The organism is Mesorhizobium sp. M0500 (genome assembly GCF_040321165.1).
Classification (GTDB): Bacteria; Pseudomonadota; Alphaproteobacteria; order Rhizobiales; family Rhizobiaceae; genus Mesorhizobium.
In genome coordinates, this window is the sequence record NZ_JAMYRB010000006.1 from 290,652 (window position 1) to 306,958 (window position 16,307).

General features: G+C 61.0%; 15 protein-coding genes and 1 pseudogene. 10 read left to right on the plus strand and 6 right to left on the minus strand.

All coding sequences use genetic code 11. The features are described 5' to 3' along the window. Nucleotides 1-43 precede the first annotated feature (43 nt). The gene (locus tag NKI70_RS14720; RefSeq protein WP_352586646.1) at nt 44-541 is read right to left on the minus strand and encodes a hypothetical protein; all 498 of its coding nucleotides are present in this window, start codon (nt 539-541) and stop codon (nt 44-46) included. A gap of 282 nt (nt 542-823) precedes the next feature. On the opposite strand from NKI70_RS14720, the gene NKI70_RS14725 reads away from it, so the two are divergent. From NKI70_RS14725 to NKI70_RS14735, 3 genes are all read left to right on the plus strand, one after another. Continuing rightward, entirely contained in the window at nt 824-2,341 is a 1,518-nt protein-coding gene (locus tag NKI70_RS14725; RefSeq protein WP_352697474.1) for a S10 family peptidase, read from the plus strand. A 148-nt stretch (nt 2,342-2,489) separates the two neighbouring features. Further along, complete coding sequence (locus NKI70_RS14730) at nt 2,490-3,932, plus strand: sensor histidine kinase (RefSeq protein ID WP_352724688.1); 1,443 nt, start codon at nt 2,490-2,492, stop codon at nt 3,930-3,932. Next, a complete protein-coding gene (locus NKI70_RS14735) occupies nt 3,929-4,603 on the plus strand; it encodes a LuxR C-terminal-related transcriptional regulator (RefSeq protein WP_023675488.1) in 675 nt (224 codons plus the stop codon). The genes NKI70_RS14730 and NKI70_RS14735 overlap by 4 nt, the downstream gene beginning before the upstream one ends. Before the next feature lie 39 nt (nt 4,604-4,642). On the opposite strand, the gene NKI70_RS14740 is transcribed toward NKI70_RS14735, so the two are convergent. Further along, nucleotides 4,643-5,101: a hypothetical protein gene (locus NKI70_RS14740; protein ID WP_352724689.1), complete on the minus strand. Its 459-nt coding sequence runs from the start codon at nt 5,099-5,101 to the stop codon at nt 4,643-4,645. Between the two features lie 896 nt (nt 5,102-5,997). On the opposite strand from NKI70_RS14740, the gene NKI70_RS14745 reads away from it, so the two are divergent. From NKI70_RS14745 to NKI70_RS14765, 5 genes are all read left to right on the plus strand, one after another. Beyond that, a complete protein-coding gene (locus tag NKI70_RS14745; protein WP_352690525.1) occupies nt 5,998-7,002 on the plus strand; it encodes a LacI family DNA-binding transcriptional regulator in 1,005 nt (334 codons plus the stop codon). Nucleotides 7,003-7,075: 73 nt separating this feature from the next. Continuing rightward, nucleotides 7,076-8,431, plus strand: a complete 1,356-nt coding sequence (locus NKI70_RS14750; RefSeq protein ID WP_352539309.1) for an ABC transporter substrate-binding protein — start codon at nt 7,076-7,078, stop codon at nt 8,429-8,431. 21 nt (nt 8,432-8,452) lie between these two features. Continuing rightward, nucleotides 8,453-9,379, plus strand: a complete 927-nt coding sequence (locus NKI70_RS14755; protein WP_352568071.1) for a carbohydrate ABC transporter permease — start codon at nt 8,453-8,455, stop codon at nt 9,377-9,379. Continuing rightward, on the plus strand, nt 9,372-10,214 hold the full coding sequence (locus tag NKI70_RS14760; protein ID WP_352697480.1) for a carbohydrate ABC transporter permease: 843 nt from the start codon (nt 9,372-9,374) through the stop codon (nt 10,212-10,214). Before NKI70_RS14755 ends, NKI70_RS14760 begins: the two co-directional genes overlap by 8 nt. A 24-nt stretch (nt 10,215-10,238) precedes the next feature. Continuing rightward, on the plus strand, nt 10,239-11,435 hold the full coding sequence (locus tag NKI70_RS14765; protein WP_352697482.1) for a glycoside hydrolase family 172 protein: 1,197 nt from the start codon (nt 10,239-10,241) through the stop codon (nt 11,433-11,435). A gap of 76 nt (nt 11,436-11,511) precedes the next feature. Here the strand turns inward: NKI70_RS14765 and NKI70_RS14770 are convergent, their stop codons facing one another. Next, nucleotides 11,512-11,883 (minus strand): VOC family protein, encoded by a 372-nt coding sequence (locus NKI70_RS14770; protein ID WP_352568068.1) that lies wholly within the window; start codon nt 11,881-11,883, stop codon nt 11,512-11,514. Nucleotides 11,884-12,183: 300 nt separating this feature from the next. Here NKI70_RS14770 and NKI70_RS14775 point away from each other — a divergent pair, with 300 nt between their 5' ends. Then, nucleotides 12,184-12,498 carry a hypothetical protein gene (locus tag NKI70_RS14775; RefSeq protein WP_352697484.1) on the plus strand — a complete coding sequence of 105 codons (315 nt, stop codon included), beginning with the start codon at nt 12,184-12,186 and terminating at the stop codon, nt 12,496-12,498. A 120-nt stretch (nt 12,499-12,618) separates the two neighbouring features. Then, nucleotides 12,619-13,058 (plus strand): annotated as a pseudogene (locus NKI70_RS14780) (DUF2267 domain-containing protein). 12 nt (nt 13,059-13,070) lie between these two features. Here the strand turns inward: NKI70_RS14780 and NKI70_RS14785 are convergent. The 3 genes from NKI70_RS14785 to NKI70_RS14795 form a co-directional block, all read right to left on the minus strand. Continuing rightward, entirely contained in the window at nt 13,071-14,066 is a 996-nt protein-coding gene (locus NKI70_RS14785; protein WP_352568066.1) for a LacI family DNA-binding transcriptional regulator, read from the minus strand. Between the two features lie 68 nt (nt 14,067-14,134). After that, on the minus strand, nt 14,135-15,469 hold the full coding sequence (locus NKI70_RS14790) for a sulfatase family protein (RefSeq protein ID WP_352697486.1): 1,335 nt from the start codon (nt 15,467-15,469) through the stop codon (nt 14,135-14,137). Between the two features lie 22 nt (nt 15,470-15,491). Beyond that, entirely contained in the window at nt 15,492-16,307 is an 816-nt protein-coding gene (locus NKI70_RS14795; RefSeq protein WP_023675500.1) for a carbohydrate ABC transporter permease, read from the minus strand.

The following is a 16,307-nucleotide window of genomic DNA, read 5'->3' on the forward strand; positions in this document are numbered from 1 at the left end:
GAAATCTCAGGCGTTCAGATCAGCGGCAATGCCACTCATCCCGCTATCTGCCCATTGCCCTGCCTGGATGATACTGACGGGCGTAGGCGACACAGGCGTCCACCGTGCTGACACAGAGCGCATCGCGGTTGTTCGGCAGGTTGTTGTCGCCGGCGTAGGCAACTTCGGCAACATGACCGTCAACCATTCGAATTTGTGTGTTGCAATAGCCGCCGGGGGCGACGTTGACGGAACCTCCGAGCGCCGGGACCGGGCCAATGGCCACCGTCGGAACCACAATGTTGAGATTGCCGCGTTGAACGACGCGCTGATAGGTCCAGATCTGGCCGGATTTGCCGACCTCGGCAGTGGCGGTCGGAAAGCCGGCGCACATTCGAACGTCCGCCTCGCTAAGGCCGACCATCTCCCTGCGGGCTGCCGCCGCCGTGGCGTCCTCCTTTGCAGTGCTCGACGTGTCGTCGGGCATGACGCAGGAAGACAGGATGGCGGCGCTTGCCGATAGAAGGAGAAGGGCAAGCTTTCGGGTGTGGAAAGATGTCATACCAACTTCGGATTGCACGGGAGCCCCGAATGCCAACCTAGGAAGTGGGCCAATCGAGTCAACCGGCAGAAAATTCACGAAGTCGTTTGGTCCGCCATTCCGCCGCACGCATCTGCTGGAAGAGGTTGAGGCTGCCGCCGTGACCCTCGCGCCCTATCTTCCGCCTGGGCATCGGATTTCCAAATCCGACCCCTCTTCTTGTCAGATGTACTGGCGCACGGTGCTGTGACTTTGTTTCGGCCGACGGTGTGCTAGTTTCCAGCCAATTGCTCCGGAGACATCATGCCTATCAAGCTGCAAGAAATCGCCGTCGCTCTTCTGCTGTTGGTTGCCGGAGTTGGGGTGGGTCACGCCGAGACGGCCCAGCGGCCGCCGCCCACAGGCGGGGTTCTCTCGCTCCTGCCACCGCCGCAGACTTCCGATCATTCGACCGTCATTGCCGGACGCACGCTCGATTACGAGGCCAAGGCCGGCACGCTGTCATTGCCGTCCGGCAAAGGCGATATCACCGCCGAGATTTTCTACGTCGCCTATGCACTGCATTCCGGGAAAGAAACGGGACCGGATCCGCGGCGCCCGATCACCTTCGTGTTCAATGGCGGTCCGGGAGCAGCTTCCGCTTATCTTCATCTCGGCGCGCTCGGTCCGCGGGTCCTGGCGACGGCGGCCGATGGAAGTTTCTTGCCGCCGCCGCAGAGGCTGTTCGACAACCCCGACACTTGGCTCGACATGACCGACTTGGTCTTTGTGGACCCTGTTGGAACCGGTTACAGCCGTGAAGCGCCCGGCACGGAAGCACACAGCTTCTGGGGCGTCAGCCAGGACGCCGCGTCGATAGGCGCGTTTATCCGGCTCTATCTGGCGCAGACGAACCGTACGGTATCGCCTGTCTTCCTGGCTGGCGAAAGCTATGGCGGCTTTCGAGCAGCATTGCTCGCCAGGAAGCTTCAGGAAGACATCGGCATCAGCCCGAGTGGCGTCGTGCTGATTTCGCCGGCGCTCGAATTCACGCTGGTGCGCCCGGACGAGTTCCAGCCGCTCCACTGGGCGCTGGAACTGCCGTCGCTGGCGGCAGTGCGCCTACACAGCGAAGGCGTTTCCGGCCCGGCCCTGCAGGAGCGGCTGGCGGAAGTCGAACGCTATGCGCTCGGCGATTATCTGGCCGCGCTGGCAGGTGGGCTGGAGCAGGGTGGACGCCTGGCGAGCCAGCGTGTCGCCGCAATCACCGGTCTGCCGCTCGATCTCGTCCAGCGGCACTTTGCACGCATTCCCATAGGGCTGTTCGCCAAGGAGTTTGCACGGGCAAAGGGCAATGTTCTCAGCGCCTATGACGGCAACATCGCGACAGCGGACGTGGCGCCAGAGAGCCTGGGAGTCGAGGGTCCCGATCCGGTGCTCGACCGAAGCGTGCCGGCGCTCACCTCCGCTTTCGTCGGCTATGTGCGTGATGAATTGAACTTCCGCACGGATATCAGCTATCGGCTTCTCAACCGTGAAGTCAGCGGCAATTGGGACTATGGGACGAGCGCGACGCGTCAGGGCTATGCGGGTGTCATGGACGACCTTCAACAGGCGCGCGTGCTAAACCCCAGCCTCGGCGTGCTGATCGTCAACGGCTACAGCGACCTGGTGACGCCGTACATGGGCTCGCGCTACCTGCTTGGTCAAATTCCTTCGCTTGCCGGCGCAAAGCCCATTCGCACCGAGGTGCTGGAGGGCGGGCACATGATGTATCTGAGGCCGGATGGACGGGCGGCACTGAAGCAGGCCGCGTCCGAGCTTTACCGAACGACGCAATGAGACGGTTTGCCCAAAAAAGCGCCGGATACGCTGTTCGCCCTCTCATCAGGCCCTAGTTCCATCGCGATTGATCGGTTACACACCTAGGATGGCGTCTTTCAGCGACGTTCGACAACGGATTAGCCGGCTCTCCAGAATCGCGCCACTGGTGCGGCGTGCTGCCGAGCGGGCCATTCGGAACACCAAGCCACACAGGCTGACAAGCCTTGTTGACCGTTGGAATGCGCTGTCGCTGGCAACGCAGTTCCTGCTCGCGGGCGGTCTATTTTCCCTGTCAGCCATGGTGGTGGTGGGGATTTCCGTCACGAACCATATAGAAACCGTGGTCACGCAGAATTCGGCTTCCGCGACGGCTCTTTACGTGGACAGCGTTATCGCGCCGCTGCTACCGGATATGCGCAAGAGCGAATTGCTCGACGAGAGCGTCGCCCACGCGCTCGATGAAACGCTGGGACAAGGGGCACTCGGCACAAGGCTCGAATCCTTCAAGCTCTGGCGTCGCGACGGAACCATCCTGTATTCGACCGACAAGACATTGATCGGCAAGCGCTTTGAACCCAGCGACAATCTCCGGGCGGCATTCGCAGGCCAAATGGTCTCGGAGTTCGACAAGCTCGACGATCCGGACAGCGAGGCCGAAAGAGCCAGCGGCTTGCATCTCCTCGAGATCTACAATCCGGTGCTGCAGCCATGGTCGGGGGAAGTGGTGGCCGTTTCGGAATTCTACGAGGTCGCCACTGATTTTGAAAGAAACCTGCATCAGGCGCTCATTCGAACCTGGCTGGACGTTGCCGCCGTCACAGCGGCCTTCTTTCTCGGGCTGTCGGCAATCGTGTTCCGTGGCAGCCGCATGATCAGTTCGCAGAGCCGCTCGTTGAAGCAGCGCATTGCCGAGCTTTCCGATCTGCTTGCGCAAAACAGACTGTTGAGGCTGCGGGTGCAGCGTGCCTCGCAGCGTGCCACCGCACTTAACGAACGCTATCTCAGGCGCATCGGTGCGGACTTGCACGATGGCCCCGCGCAATTGGTTGCTCTCGCGGCGCTGGGGATCGACAGCCCCGTCATTGCCGATCCCGCTACGCCGCAATCGAAGCGTGCACAGGAATTGCTGGCCATCAAAGCACATCTGGACGATGCCATGCGCGAGATCAGGAGCATCAGCAAGGGCCTTGTCCTGCCGCATATCGAGCATGCCGAACTGGGTGAAATTCTCCAGCTAGCCGTACAGGCGCACGAAGAACGAACCGGCGTCAAAGTGAGATTATCGATGACCGGCGGCCATGCGCCGTTGTCGCCGGCGGCCAAGATCTGCATCTTCCGCTTCGTCCAGGAGGCGCTGAACAATGGATTCCGTCATGCCGGAGGTGAAGGTCAGTCGGTCGAGAAACATTTCGACGGCGAGCGCGTTTGTATCGAAGTGGCCGACGCCGGCGCTGGCTTTGACCCGCAAATCGTGCGTCCCGAGAGGCTGGGACTCGTTGGGCTGCGCGAGCGGGTGGAAAGCCTCGGGGGTCAGTTTACCGTGACTTCCTCACAGAGTGGCACAGTCGTAAGAATGGCTCTCAACATCGTTGAAATGGGGCAGACATGACAGTAGCCATCAAGCTCGCCATCGTCGACGACCACCCGCTGTTCAGGGAAGGCGTTGTGCGCACGCTCGATCAGATCGGCGGGTTCGAGATCGTCGGTGAAGGAAGCAGCAGAGACGATGCCCTGCGGATAATCGAAGACCAGCGGCCCGACATTCTGCTGATGGACATCTCGGTTCCTGGAGGTGGCCTTGGCGTGATCGGACCGGCCCTTGAGCGGCATCCGGCACTGAAAATTGTGATGCTGACCGTTTCGGAAGAAAACCAGCACGTGATGACCGCGTTGCAGAGCGGGGCAAGGGGCTATGTTCTGAAGGGGGTCGGGTCGAGGACGTTGGCTGCGATCCTGCGCACGGTAGCGTCGGGCGAACGATATGTCTGTCCACAATTGTCGGCGCGCCTGTTGGCCGATCTCTCGGCTCAATCAAAAGAGCCGGCGAAAGCTGAAGGACTTGCCGACCTCACCAGCCGCGAAAGGGAGATCCTGACGCTGGTTGCCGCGGGACTGAGCAACAAGCGGATCGGGCTTCGGCTGAACCTGCATGAAAAGACGATAAAGCACCACATGACGCGAATCCTGGCCAAGCTCAACGTCAGCAATAGGACCGAAGCCGCCATGACCTTGCGCGACGCGACTGAGCGCCGCCATCCGCCTGTTCGCGATCATGCTTGAGCCGAAATTGCCGCACTGCGCGGCCATGTGAACTGGCCCTCAGTTGATCATTCCAAGCAACCTGTCCCGATCGGAACGCGTCGCCAGGCGCCGAATGATGATGCGGCCCTCGGCATCCCGCATTTCATATTGGTCGCTGTCGATGCGTTCGCTGAGTCCGTTCGAATGCACCACGCCAATGCTCGGGCCGCTCACCTCGACCCGGTCTCCTGTGGATGCGTTGACAAAGAGTTTTGGCTTGCTATCGGGGTTTACCGCAGGGGCGGGATCAGGGAGATTGTCGTCCTGCGACTTTGCTTTGCCCTTGCCGGCACCAGCGTTCGAGTTCGAATTGCCGGAGTTTCCACCCGAATTGCCCGAATTGCCGTTCCCATTCCCGTTCCCGTTCCCGCCATTGCCGTTCCCGCCATCTTTGGCCCAGGCAGCCTGCGGGCCGAGCGGCTGCGATGATCCATCGAACAAGACGCGATAGGGGCTCACGACGAGAATGAAGGTCAAGACGACTACAGAAATGCCGACACGACGTCCTCGTGAAGATCCGGTCCTTCGTTTCCGGGTCGTCATCAATGAACTTGCCAGTCGCATGTCGGAACTCCCTTTAATCATACGGCTCTGTCGTACTGCCTCCTGTTCGAATTCGTGTGATGCTTAAAACAATGGTTTGCGTCCGGAACGTCAAGGCCCACCAGTCCCACGATGGTAACTGGTGGGTCTCGCTAGCGCAGGAAGGGACTATTTACTGCGCAAGCCTTTTGCCTTCCCGTGGTTGCGTCTCTCCGCGATAGCGCCGAGTTCCCACTGTCAGCCAACAATAAATCCAATGGCCGCGATCCCGAAACACAGGCCAAATAGCGGAAAAAGCAGCCAACGTGCCTGGTGAATGCTCGGGTCCATGGCGGCCTCCTGTAACAGTCGGCATCGCAACGGGGCTCCTCGGAACTCAGTTCCTGAAACTCTCGCATTTCGGGCTTTTGCGATAGCAGCCTCGGACCAAAGTTTGGCTGTGCGGGTCCTTGGTCGATAGGCCTACAGACTGAAGTCCCTATGCCAGGAGCCACCCTGCATTCGGCGACCTTTGTGTCCAACTGGCAGCTGCGATCCACCGCCCCCTTCGAATGCTTTGCGTTTCTGGCTCTATGGCAGCAACGCCGTTGGTCTACTGCCGCATCGTTGAAACGCCACCAATACAGACCCATATGCGAATTGCGTCGGATGTCTCCTCCCATTGCGTCCGGCGCGTTCCCCTCTGGAGGTTATAGACCTTCACACTTGGCCGGGCTTAACAGTCCGGCCTTTTCTTTTGGCATTTTGCGCAATCCGCCTGACGGCCCTAATTTGCGATACACCGGTAAAATCGATTTGCAAATGCATTCATGTGCTCATAACCTGTCACCATGAGCACGATTTCCAAAGTTGCTACGCGAGCGGGCGTGTCGCGCACGACCGTGTCGCATGTCATCAACCATGCGGACCGGGTATCGAAATCGCTGCGTGAACGCGTACAAGCGGCGATCGACGAACTCGGCTACACGCCGAACCCGCAGGCGCAAAGCCTGCGCACCGGCCGCACCAACATCATCGCGATGCTGATCCCGGACATCCGCAACCCGTTCTATCCGGAGCTGGTGAAAACGGCGCAGTCGACGCTCGAAGTGGTCGGCCTCGACATGCTGATCTTCAACACCGACGTGCCGGGCGGACATTCACAGGATCACGGCCGCGAGTATTTGCGCCAGATAGGGCGCAAGCGGGTCGACGGCGTCATCGTTGCCGACTTCGCGCTGCACGGCATGCACAGCGAACTGCTCAGCCTCGATCTGCCCGCCGTCTTCATCGGCCATCTGCCGAACCATGCTGTCGACAGCGTCCAGCTGGACGATTTCGGCGGCGGCTATCTGATGGGCGAGTATCTGGCGAAGAGGGGCCATCGCCGCGTCGCCCATGTCACCGGGCCAGCCTTTTTCAAGGAGGCGATGGCGCGTGCCGCCGGCTTCGAAAAAGGGCTCGCCGACAATGGCGTGCCAATCTCCGCCGATCTGCGGTTCGAGGGAAGCTATCTTGCCCCGTCAGGGCGGGAAGCGGTCACCTGGCTCAGGGAGAAGCACGGCGGAAACCTGCCGTCGGCGATGTTCTTCGCCAATTATCTGATGGCCTCCGGTGCGCTGACCGAATTCTACGACCATGGGATCAATATCCCTCAGGATATCGCCATCGCAGTCTTCGATGACCTGCCTCAACTGGAATATGTCAGGCCGAAGCTGACCCGTGTCGGCAACAGTCCGACAATGCTTGCCAAGCGCGCCACGCAAATGCTGCTCGAACGGCTGGGTGGCAAAGTCGAGGGCGCGCCGCGCACCGAAGTGATCCCATGCGTGTTGAGCCCATTCGACAGCGCGTGACGCCAGGTGCCGGCAAAGGGAACGGAGGTCCCTTCGCCAACGTTCGACCGAACAACATCCAAGGGAGGAATTGATGACTGACAAAACGACCCGCGACCGGCCATTGGCCAGCCTGAACCGCCGTCGGCTGATCCAGGGCGGCGCCACTTTCGCTGCCGCCGGCCTCACAGGCTTCCCGTTCATCAACAGGATGGCCGTGCGCGCTCAGGAAGCGCCGCTGAAATTCTGGCAGTTCTATGCGCCTGGGGGAGACGTGAAGCCGCAGGTCCAGTGGTTCGAGAAGCTGGTGGCCGACTGGAACGACGGCCACGACCAGAAGGTCGAGCTCGAATATGTCGTCAACAGCGAATACATCTCCGGTTCCAAGCTGGCAACGGCCTTCGCGTCGGGCGAGGGCCCTGACATCTTCCTCATCAGCCCCGGCGATTTCCTGCGTTATTACAATGGCGGCGTACTTGCCGACCTGACGCCGCATATCGAGGATGCCGCCAAAGCCGATTTCCCGGAAAGCGTCATCGCCAACCGCATGGTGGACGGCAAGATCTACGGTGTGCCGATGGAAGTCGAGCCGATGGCCTTCTACTATTCGGTCAAAGCGTTCGAGGATGCAAAGCTCAACGAGAACGACGTGCCGAAGACCTGGGACGAGCTGTTGGCGGTCGCCAAAAAGCTGACGACGCCCAGTCGCTACGGCGTGCTGTTCGAAACGACTCCCGGCTATTACCAGAACTTCACCTGGTATCCGTTCCTGTGGCAGGGCGGCGGCGAATTCCAGGGCAAGGACGGCAAGAGCGCCTTCGATTCGCCGGCCACCGTCCAGGCGCTGAAACTCTGGCAGGATGCCATCAATACCGGCGTGGCGCCGCGTCAGGTGGTCGGCGGCGGCTTCGACATAGTCGCCAATCTCGGGGCAGGGCTGTGCGCCATGCAGAACTGCGGCATCTGGGGCATTTCGGCGATGGACAACAACGCCAAGGACGTGCCCTACGGCATCTTCAAATTGCCGACACCGGCCAATGGCAAATACGTCACCGTCGGCGGTGGCTGGGCCTTTGTCGCCAATGCCGGAGGCAAGAACCCGGATGCTTCCGCCCAGTTCTGCGCCTGGGCGCTGGCCTCAATGGATCCGGCATCGATCGACCGCGTCGTCAACTGGTGCACTGTCGCCAAGAGCGACATGCCGCCGCGCAACAGCGCGCTGAAGGCCGGCGCCGATGTCTTCAGCACCGGCAAGTTCGGCACCTTCGCCAAGGAGATCCATCCGGGGACGCGCGCCGAGCCGCGGGTTCCGCCGGAGGCCTACAAGATCATCTCCGACGCCATCCAGTCGGCACAGCTTGGCGGGGTTGATGCCCAGCAGGCGGCGACGACGGCCAGTCAGCAACTCGATGCGTTCCTCGCTTCCTATTCCGGCGCGCCGATCCTTTAGGCCCTTTCCAGCATGGATCAGATGAAACCGCCAGCCGCGGGCGCGAATTCCGCCCGCGGCCTCACCGCCAAGCAAAGGGAGCGCTACGCCGCATGGCTGTTCGTCCTGCCCGATGCGCTCGGCTTGCTGGTGTTCGTCGGCGTGCCGATGCTGCTGTCGCTCGCCGTCGGGTTTTTCGAGGTCAACGGCTTCGGCGGCTACAGGTTCGTCGGGTTCGTCAATTACAGGCGCATGTGGGGCGACCCGCTGTTCTGGTCGTCGGTGAAGGTGACGGTAGCCTATGCCGTCATGCTGGTGCCGGCGCTCTACGTCGCCGGACTGGGACTGGCGCTTCTGGTGCAGAAGACCAACCGCTTCAACGCGGTCATGCGCTCGATGTTCTTTGCGCCGCAGATGGTCAGCCTGGTCGTGGTGGCGCTCGTGTGGCAGCTCATGCTGGTCGAAAAGGTCGGCATCGTCAGCCGGCTGGCGCCGCTCGTCGGCCTCGGCGGAATTTCGCTGCTCGGCGATCCAAATCTGGCGCTGTTCACGCTGGTGCTGGTCAGCGTCTGGTTCCTGATGGGTTTCTACATGCTGATCTTCCTCGGCGGGCTCCAGGACATCCCGGCAGAGTACTACGAAGCTGCAAAGATCGACGGTGCCGGGCCGGTGACGAGCTTCTGGTACATTACTTTGCCCTTGCTCAAGCCGACCAGCTTCTTCGTCCTCCTGGTCTCGCTCGTCGCGGCTGTCGCCGGCGGCCAGGTCTTCGACCTGATCTATGTGATGACCAAAGGCGGTCCGGTCAATTCGACCTCGGTGCTGATCATCTATATCTACAAGCAGGCATTCCAGTTCGGCGCGTTCGGCTATGCATCGGCAATGGCATCGCTGCTGGTGCTGGCGCTGATGCTGGTCACGGTCTTCTTCTTCGTGCTGACGCGCGGCGGACGCTTCGAGCATGACTGACGGCCGAACTCCTTCCGGCCGTTCGCAGATACGAGCGGCGAGACTTGCCTGGATGCTGGCAACCGCCGCACTTGGCCTGATGACGGTATTCCCGCTTGTCTGGATGCTGATCATCTCGCTCAAGCCGGCGAGCGACGTCTTCACGCCGAGCCTCATTCCGGAACGCCCGACGCTCGGCAATTTCCTCTATGTGCTGACCGAGGTGCCGTTCCTGCGCTATCTCTTCAATTCGTTCTTCGTGTCGGCGACGGTGACGGTCGCCGCGCTGTTCTTCCATTCGATGGCCGGCTATTCGCTCGCACGGCTCCGTTTTCCGGGCCGCGACACGCTGTTCCTTGCCATGTTCTCGACCTTCCTGGTGTCGCTGCCGGTCATCATCGTGCCGCTGTTCATCCTGACGCGGATGCTGCACATACTGGACAGCTATGCCGGGCTGATCATTCCGGCGATCTTCAACGCGTTCGGCATCTTTCTGCTCAGGCAATACTACCTGTCGCTGCCCAGGGAACTGGAAGAAGCGGCGATCATGGATGGTGCCGGCTACTGGCGCATCTATTGGAGCATCATCCTGCCGCTCAGCCGGCCGATCCTGTCGGCACTGGCGATCCTGTTCTTCCTCGCCAACTGGAATGCTTTCCTGTGGCCGTTGACGATCACATCGGACCTCGATCTCTGGGTGGTGCAGGTAGCCATTGCGAACTTCAAGAGCCAGTACGCCGCCGCCTGGAACTACGTCATGGCCGCTTCGACCATCGTAGCCGTGCCGATGCTGGTTCTTTTCGTGATCTTCCAACGCCAGATCATGGAATCGATCAAGACAAGCGGCCTGAAATAACCGCTGAAGCAAGAGGAGAAACACATGGATAATGCCGGCTTGTCGCCGCTTCGCGGGCTCGCCAAATTGCGCGACGCCAAAACCCGCCGGTTCTCAAGCTACGACCACACCGGCGGCAATGACGACCGGCTGCACATTGAACCCGGCCAGACGGTGGTGATTGCCGAGCATGACGGTGCCGGCATCGTCACGCATATCTGGGCGACGCTCGCCTGCGAGAGCGAGGCGTTCCTGCGCAAGATCGTATTGCGCGCCTATTGGGATGGTGAGGCACATCCGAGCATCGAAACGCCGATCGGCGATTTCTTCGGCATGGGCCACGCCCGCACGCGCAATTTTGCCAGCCTGCCGGTGCAGGCAAGTCCCGAGGATGGCAAGGCCTTCAACTGCTACTTTCCGATGCCGTTTGCCAGCCACATGCGCTTCACCGTCACCAATGAGGCTGAGGACGACCTGCTTTTCTATTACTATGTCGATCTCGAACTGCATGAGGAACTCGAGGAAGGCCTGGGCCGCTTCCACGCCCAATACAGGCAGCAGCGACCTGATGGCATAGACGAGACGGGGCTGGCCAACGAGCAGGTCCTGTTTGGCGGGGAAAACACCGACGGGAACCGCAACTACACCATCCTGGAGGCGGAAGGTCATGGCCACTATGTCGGCGTGCTCTATTCCGTCTATTCGCGGCGGCGTTCCGCACTATGGGACTGGTATGGCGAGGGCGACGACATGATCTTCGTCGATGGCGAGCCGGGCATTTCCGTGCCGGATACAGTGCGCAAGCCCGATCCGCGCATCGGACCGAAGGCCGAACTGATCGACGATCGCGGCGAGACCGGCCCCGGCGCCAACGATGCCTGGCCGCCGACGCTGCACGGCACCGGCACGGAAGATTATTTCAATACGGCATGGTGCCCGACACAGGACTACAGCGCGCCCTATCACGGCATCATCGCCGCCGGCGGGCCGAACTGGACCGAGCCGGTTACGCTCTATCGCTGGCACATAGAGGACCCGGTCATCTTCCACAAACGGATCCGGGTGACCATCGAGCACGGTCACGCCAATCGCCGCTCGGACGACATTTCGTCGGTCGCCTTCTGGTATCAGGCCGAACCGCACAAGCCGTTCGAAGCGCTTGCCGATGTCGAGGACCGCATCCCCACCTATCGCGCGCCTTATCACAATTGGAATGCCGCCTTCGACGAGAAGAGGCGTTAGGCCGGGATGCGTTCGAATTGAACCGTGCATCCCGCGCTATCTGCGTCGGGGCACGACACTGCCGCAGCGCGCCACCTCAGCTGCGAGGTGGAAGTTGCTGGACAGACCAGGTGTTGCCGTCGGGATCCTCAAAGAAGACAAATCTGCCCCAGGGAAAATCCTTGATATCGCTGACCTCGATACCTTGAGCGGCCAGGTACCGGTGTGCCTCATCGACATCGGGCACGACCAGTTGCAGGCCCCTTATGGATCCCGCGGGGCTGTCGACGAGGCCCTTGCCCATGGCAATCGAACAGGCCGAACCGGGCGGCGTCAATTGCACGAAACGTATCTCGTCGCTTACGGTGTGGTCGTGATCGAGATGAAAGCCGACCTTCCCAACATAAAAGGCAATTGCTCTATCGACGTCCGATACGGGGACCGGGACTAGTTCCAGCTTCCAATCCATGACAGCCCTTTCGCAGCTTGATCGCCAAGTGGTGCCGAACACCGTGGCGCCATCCCGCCATCTTCCCAATGCCATTGTCGGCGCGGGCCGCTCAGTCAGTCAAGAGATACCCGGGCTCGGGCAACGTGAGGACTGGTCTCATTGCTGAGACGGCGTTCGGAACCGATGAGCACAAGCTCAGTTAGGCGGAGGACAACCACCTTTCGGATCAGCAAGGACGACTTTAATGATCGGAACGCAGGGCGCCGAATACAACTGTGGGAAGGTTGAACGGGCGTCGTTGACGCGCGAAGGGATTGCTTGGAAGCGACGCTCGCCGAAGCTGGCGAGGCGAAGCCGAAGCGCAATTATGCCGTGAATGCCTACGATTCGGCCTGCCTTCTCCTTGCCGCGATCAAAGACGCCAGCACTGTATCCAAGGGATATCCGAGCCGGCGCGACGTTCTGGCGGCGGTGCGCGATATCCGTTTCAAGGGAATCGCCTATCGCGAGCCGGTGCGGTGGGATGAAAAGGGCGACAATCTGGCCGCTGTGACTGCACTCAACGGGGTGGAAAACGGCCGCTTCCGACAGATCGCCGAAATCCAGCAGATGCAGAGTGTAGAGCAGACCTGACGCCGACAGGCTCTTCGACCGAACCGGTTTCCGCCGCTTTGCCAGGACGATTTTCACAGGACCACGAAACAATAATCTCCGGTCGCCGTTTCGCCCGCAGAACCTTTCGAGGAGGCGACGATGAGCGCAACCGGCTTGGACGTTTTTGACAAAACGCTGCAAATAACAAACATCTGGCTTGACGAGATCATGGCGGATCTTGGTCCGGATCGACACGTCGCCTGGCATACATTGGGCGCCGTTCTGCGAACCCTTCGCGACAGGCTGCAGATCGGACTGGGGCCAACTTGGGAGCGGAACTGCCGCTGCTAGTGCGCGGCGCCTACTATGATCGCTATCGGCCCGCCGACATGCCCGACAAGACACGCTCGCTCGAGAAGTTCCTGCAACACATCGCCGATGAATTGAAATCGACTCGTCCTGTCGATCCCGAGGATGCGGCACGCTCAGTGCTGCGTGTGCTTGCACGGCATATCGACCTTGGCCAGTCGGCAAAGGTGCGGGATGCGCTGCCAAAGGAAATCCAGGTCCTCTGGCCTGAAAGCGTGGGCGTCAAATAGCGGCGATCCTGCTCATGCGGACGCGCGACGGACCAACTGCCACGAAACGCTGAAAAGGGTAGGTATTGCGCCCGGTGTTGCTGAGATCAATGAGATCAGATGATCGGCAAGATGGTCGTAGTGGGCAGTTTCGGGGCCGATTGTCGTCAATGCCGGATGACTGAATTCGCCCTCGTCGATATTGCCGCAGCCGATGACTGCAATGTCGCCGGGCACGGAGAGGCCGGCCTCCTCGAATGCGTGCAGGGCGGTCACGGCGGCAAAATCGGATTCGACGAAAAGCGCGGTCGGCCGATCCTTGCGGGCGGCCAGCGCCGTAGCATTGGCAAACGCAGCCTTGCGCGCCTCTGCACCGCCGATCACCAGGTCGTCTCGCAGCGGAAGGGCGCGTGCTTGCAGGAAGCTGCGATAGGCGGCGAGACGGCTCGCGTCCACCGCTTGCTCATGCACCATATAGGCGATGCAGCGATGGCCGGCTCCGTAGAGGTAGTCGAGAGCCTCGAAGACGGCCCTGCCGGTATGCTGGCGCACAACCGAGAAGCCTGCCGGCTCGATGGTCGGATGGAAGATCACCGCTGGCCGGCCCGCGGCCGCCAGGCGCGCGGCCAAGAGCATCACCTCGGGCTCGGAGAGATGCTGCCAGTCGGCGATAATGCCGTCTGCCAGCCCGCTCTCGATTTCCCTCACGATCCGGTCGGTTCGCTCGAAGGCGTCTCCCGCGGTGATAATTGTCGAAAATCCCCTCAGCGCCGCTGCAGATTGGATATCCTGCGCGATCCGGTCGCTGAACGGCACGCCGAGACGAGGCAGTACAAGGCAGATTCGCTCGGCCTGCTGGCGGCGCAGCTGCCGCGCGGTGCGGTTTTGCACGTAGTTGAGCTCAGCGACGGCCTCGAGGATGCGCTGCCGCGCCTCCTTGCCGACGAACTTCAGGCGCGTGCTGTCGCCGCTGAGCAGGTACGACACGGCAGCGGTCGATACATTGGCGCGCCGGGCGACATCGGCCATGGTCGGCGCCTTTCTGCGATCGGAACTTCTCTCGTGCATTGTTGGATCCGCTGCGCGACGTGACATGATCAGCTGTCGCTCAGCCGGATTTCATTCCAGCTTCCATACCCGGCGGCAAGGATCTCGGGCCTTGCCTCGCCGGCCTCCTCCATCAGGGCCACGATGCGGCCTCGCAGCCATGCACGCGTCTCTGCGTGATCGGGCGAAGCTATGAGATTGGTTAGCTCGTTCGGATCGCCATCGAGGTCGTAGAGCCTCGCCTCGACATAGAAATCGCTGCCGGAATCCCGCCAGCCGTCTTTTCCCGGCGCCTCGACCTCATATTTCCACCGTCTGGTGCGCAACGCGCGGCCGACATGGTGCTCGCTGATTTGAATGAATATCTCGTCGCGCGACGGCCGTTCGCCCTGCAGTGCGTCGAGCAGCGAGACGCCCTGCATCGAATTGGGCACTTTCAGGCCGGCCGCGGCGAGCAGGGTCGGCGCGAGATCGACGAGGCTGACCAGGCCTTCATATGTGCCGATGCGCTGGAAGCCGGGGCCGTGGAATAGCGTCGGCACGCGGATCGACGCCTCATGACAGGAACGCTTGTATTCGTTGTTGCGGGTCTTGAAGTGACAGCCATGGTCGGAGGTGAAGAGGATGATCGTGTCGTCAAGCCGGCCAAGGCTGTAGAGCGCCTCGACCAGCCGTCCAAACGCCTCGTCGAGGCGTGCGACCATGCCCAGATAGCCGGGGAAATGTTCCGCTGTCGTGCCGCCAAGTGCGGCGAGATCGCCGGGAATGGCGAGCTTCTTGCGGATCCTGTCCTCGTATCCGAGCGGGGCAGGGTAGTTGTCCGTCTGGTTCTGGTGATGCGGCTCGAGGAAGGACAGGAATAGGAAGAACGGCTCGTCTTCCCTCGATGCGACATAGCGGATTGCAGCGTCGGTGAGGGCATCGACGCGGTATCCCGGCAGCTTCACCGCCTTGCCGTCATTGTCGTGGACGACGGTGTCGAAGGGGCCGGAAGTGAACTCCAGGATGTTGGAGGCCAGCCAGTAGCGATAGCCGCCGCGTTCTTCCTGGGTGACCGGCTCGGCGGACCCCAGGTGCCATTTGCCGATATAGGCGGTGTCATAACCTGCTGCGGCGAAATGGTGCGCGAGCGTGCGCTCGCTCTTCGGCAGTGGGATGTCGTTGCGGTAGCAGCCGGTGATGGTCGGGTACCGCCCCGTCTGGAAGACGGAGCGGGCGGGGCCGCAAACGGGCTGGCAGGTAAACGAATTCGCCACGAACGTGCCGGTCCCGGCGAGGCGATCGAAATTTGGCGTAAGCTCGAGCGGATTGCCATGGACGCCAACGGTGTCCCAACGCTGCTGGTCGGTGAAGAAGACGATCACGTTCGGTCGGCGAGACGTCATGGGATGCAATAACTCCGAATGGTCATTTCATGCCTGCCAGCATCACGCTGCGGACGAAGTAGCGCTGCGTGAAGAGGAACAGCAGCAGGCTCGGGATGAAGAGAATGATCCCGCCCGTCGCCGTCAGGTTCCACTGGGTGAAGAATTCCTGGTTGAAAAGCGTCAGTCCCGTCGTGATCGGCCGCATTTCGGTGGTGTTGACGGCGACCAGCGGCCAGAGGAATTCGTTCCACTGGAACACGAAGGTGAGGAGGGCCAGCGTCGCCAGTGCCGGACGGACCTGCGGCAGCACGATGCGCCAGTAAAGGCCGAGTTCCGAGCAGCCGTCCATCCGTGCAGCGTCAAGCAACTCGTCGGGAATCGGACGGATGAACTGCCGCATCAGGAAGATTCCGTAGGCGCTCATGGCGAATGGAAGGATAAGGCCCTGATAGGTGTTGAGCCATCCCATCCGCGCGGTGAGCACATAGAGCGGGATCATGCGGATGAAGAATGGGATCATCAGCGTCGACAGCACCGCGACAAACATGACGCGCTTACCGGCGAATTCCATTTTCGCGAAGACGTAGCCGATCAACGGATCGAAGATCAGATGGAGGAAGGTAATCCCGCCGGCGATGATGAAGCTGTTGAGCGTGAAACGCGCGAACGGCGCCTTTTGCCAGATGTCGATGTAATTCGTGAATTGCCACGTCTCGGGGATCAGAATCGGAATGCCGCTGAAGACGTCGGCATCGCTCTGCAGCGACAGCGAAAGCATGTAAAGGAACGGAAAGATCGACAGCGCCACGCAGAAGAGCAGCAGTAGGTAGGACGGGAGCGTTTTTGCGAATGTCAT

Coding starts and splice junctions, on each gene's coding strand:
- NKI70_RS14790 (WP_352697486.1), bottom strand. CDS start 15,469: ATGACGTCTCGCCGACCGAACGTGATCGTCTTCTTCACCGACCAGCAG.
- NKI70_RS14725 (WP_352697474.1), top strand. CDS start 824: ATGCCTATCAAGCTGCAAGAAATCGCCGTCGCTCTTCTGCTGTTGGTT.
- NKI70_RS14745 (WP_352690525.1), top strand. CDS start 5,998: ATGAGCACGATTTCCAAAGTTGCTACGCGAGCGGGCGTGTCGCGCACG.
- NKI70_RS14765 (WP_352697482.1), top strand. CDS start 10,239: ATGGATAATGCCGGCTTGTCGCCGCTTCGCGGGCTCGCCAAATTGCGC.
- NKI70_RS14770 (WP_352568068.1), bottom strand. CDS start 11,883: ATGGATTGGAAGCTGGAACTAGTCCCGGTCCCCGTATCGGACGTCGAT.
- NKI70_RS14795 (WP_023675500.1), bottom strand. CDS start 16,307: ATGACATTCGCAAAAACGCTCCCGTCCTACCTACTGCTGCTCTTCTGC.
- NKI70_RS14735 (WP_023675488.1), top strand. CDS start 3,929: ATGACAGTAGCCATCAAGCTCGCCATCGTCGACGACCACCCGCTGTTC.
- NKI70_RS14755 (WP_352568071.1), top strand. CDS start 8,453: ATGAAACCGCCAGCCGCGGGCGCGAATTCCGCCCGCGGCCTCACCGCC.
- NKI70_RS14750 (WP_352539309.1), top strand. CDS start 7,076: ATGACTGACAAAACGACCCGCGACCGGCCATTGGCCAGCCTGAACCGC.
- NKI70_RS14785 (WP_352568066.1), bottom strand. CDS start 14,066: ATGGCCGATGTCGCCCGGCGCGCCAATGTATCGACCGCTGCCGTGTCG.
- NKI70_RS14760 (WP_352697480.1), top strand. CDS start 9,372: ATGACTGACGGCCGAACTCCTTCCGGCCGTTCGCAGATACGAGCGGCG.
- NKI70_RS14720 (WP_352586646.1), bottom strand. CDS start 541: ATGACATCTTTCCACACCCGAAAGCTTGCCCTTCTCCTTCTATCGGCA.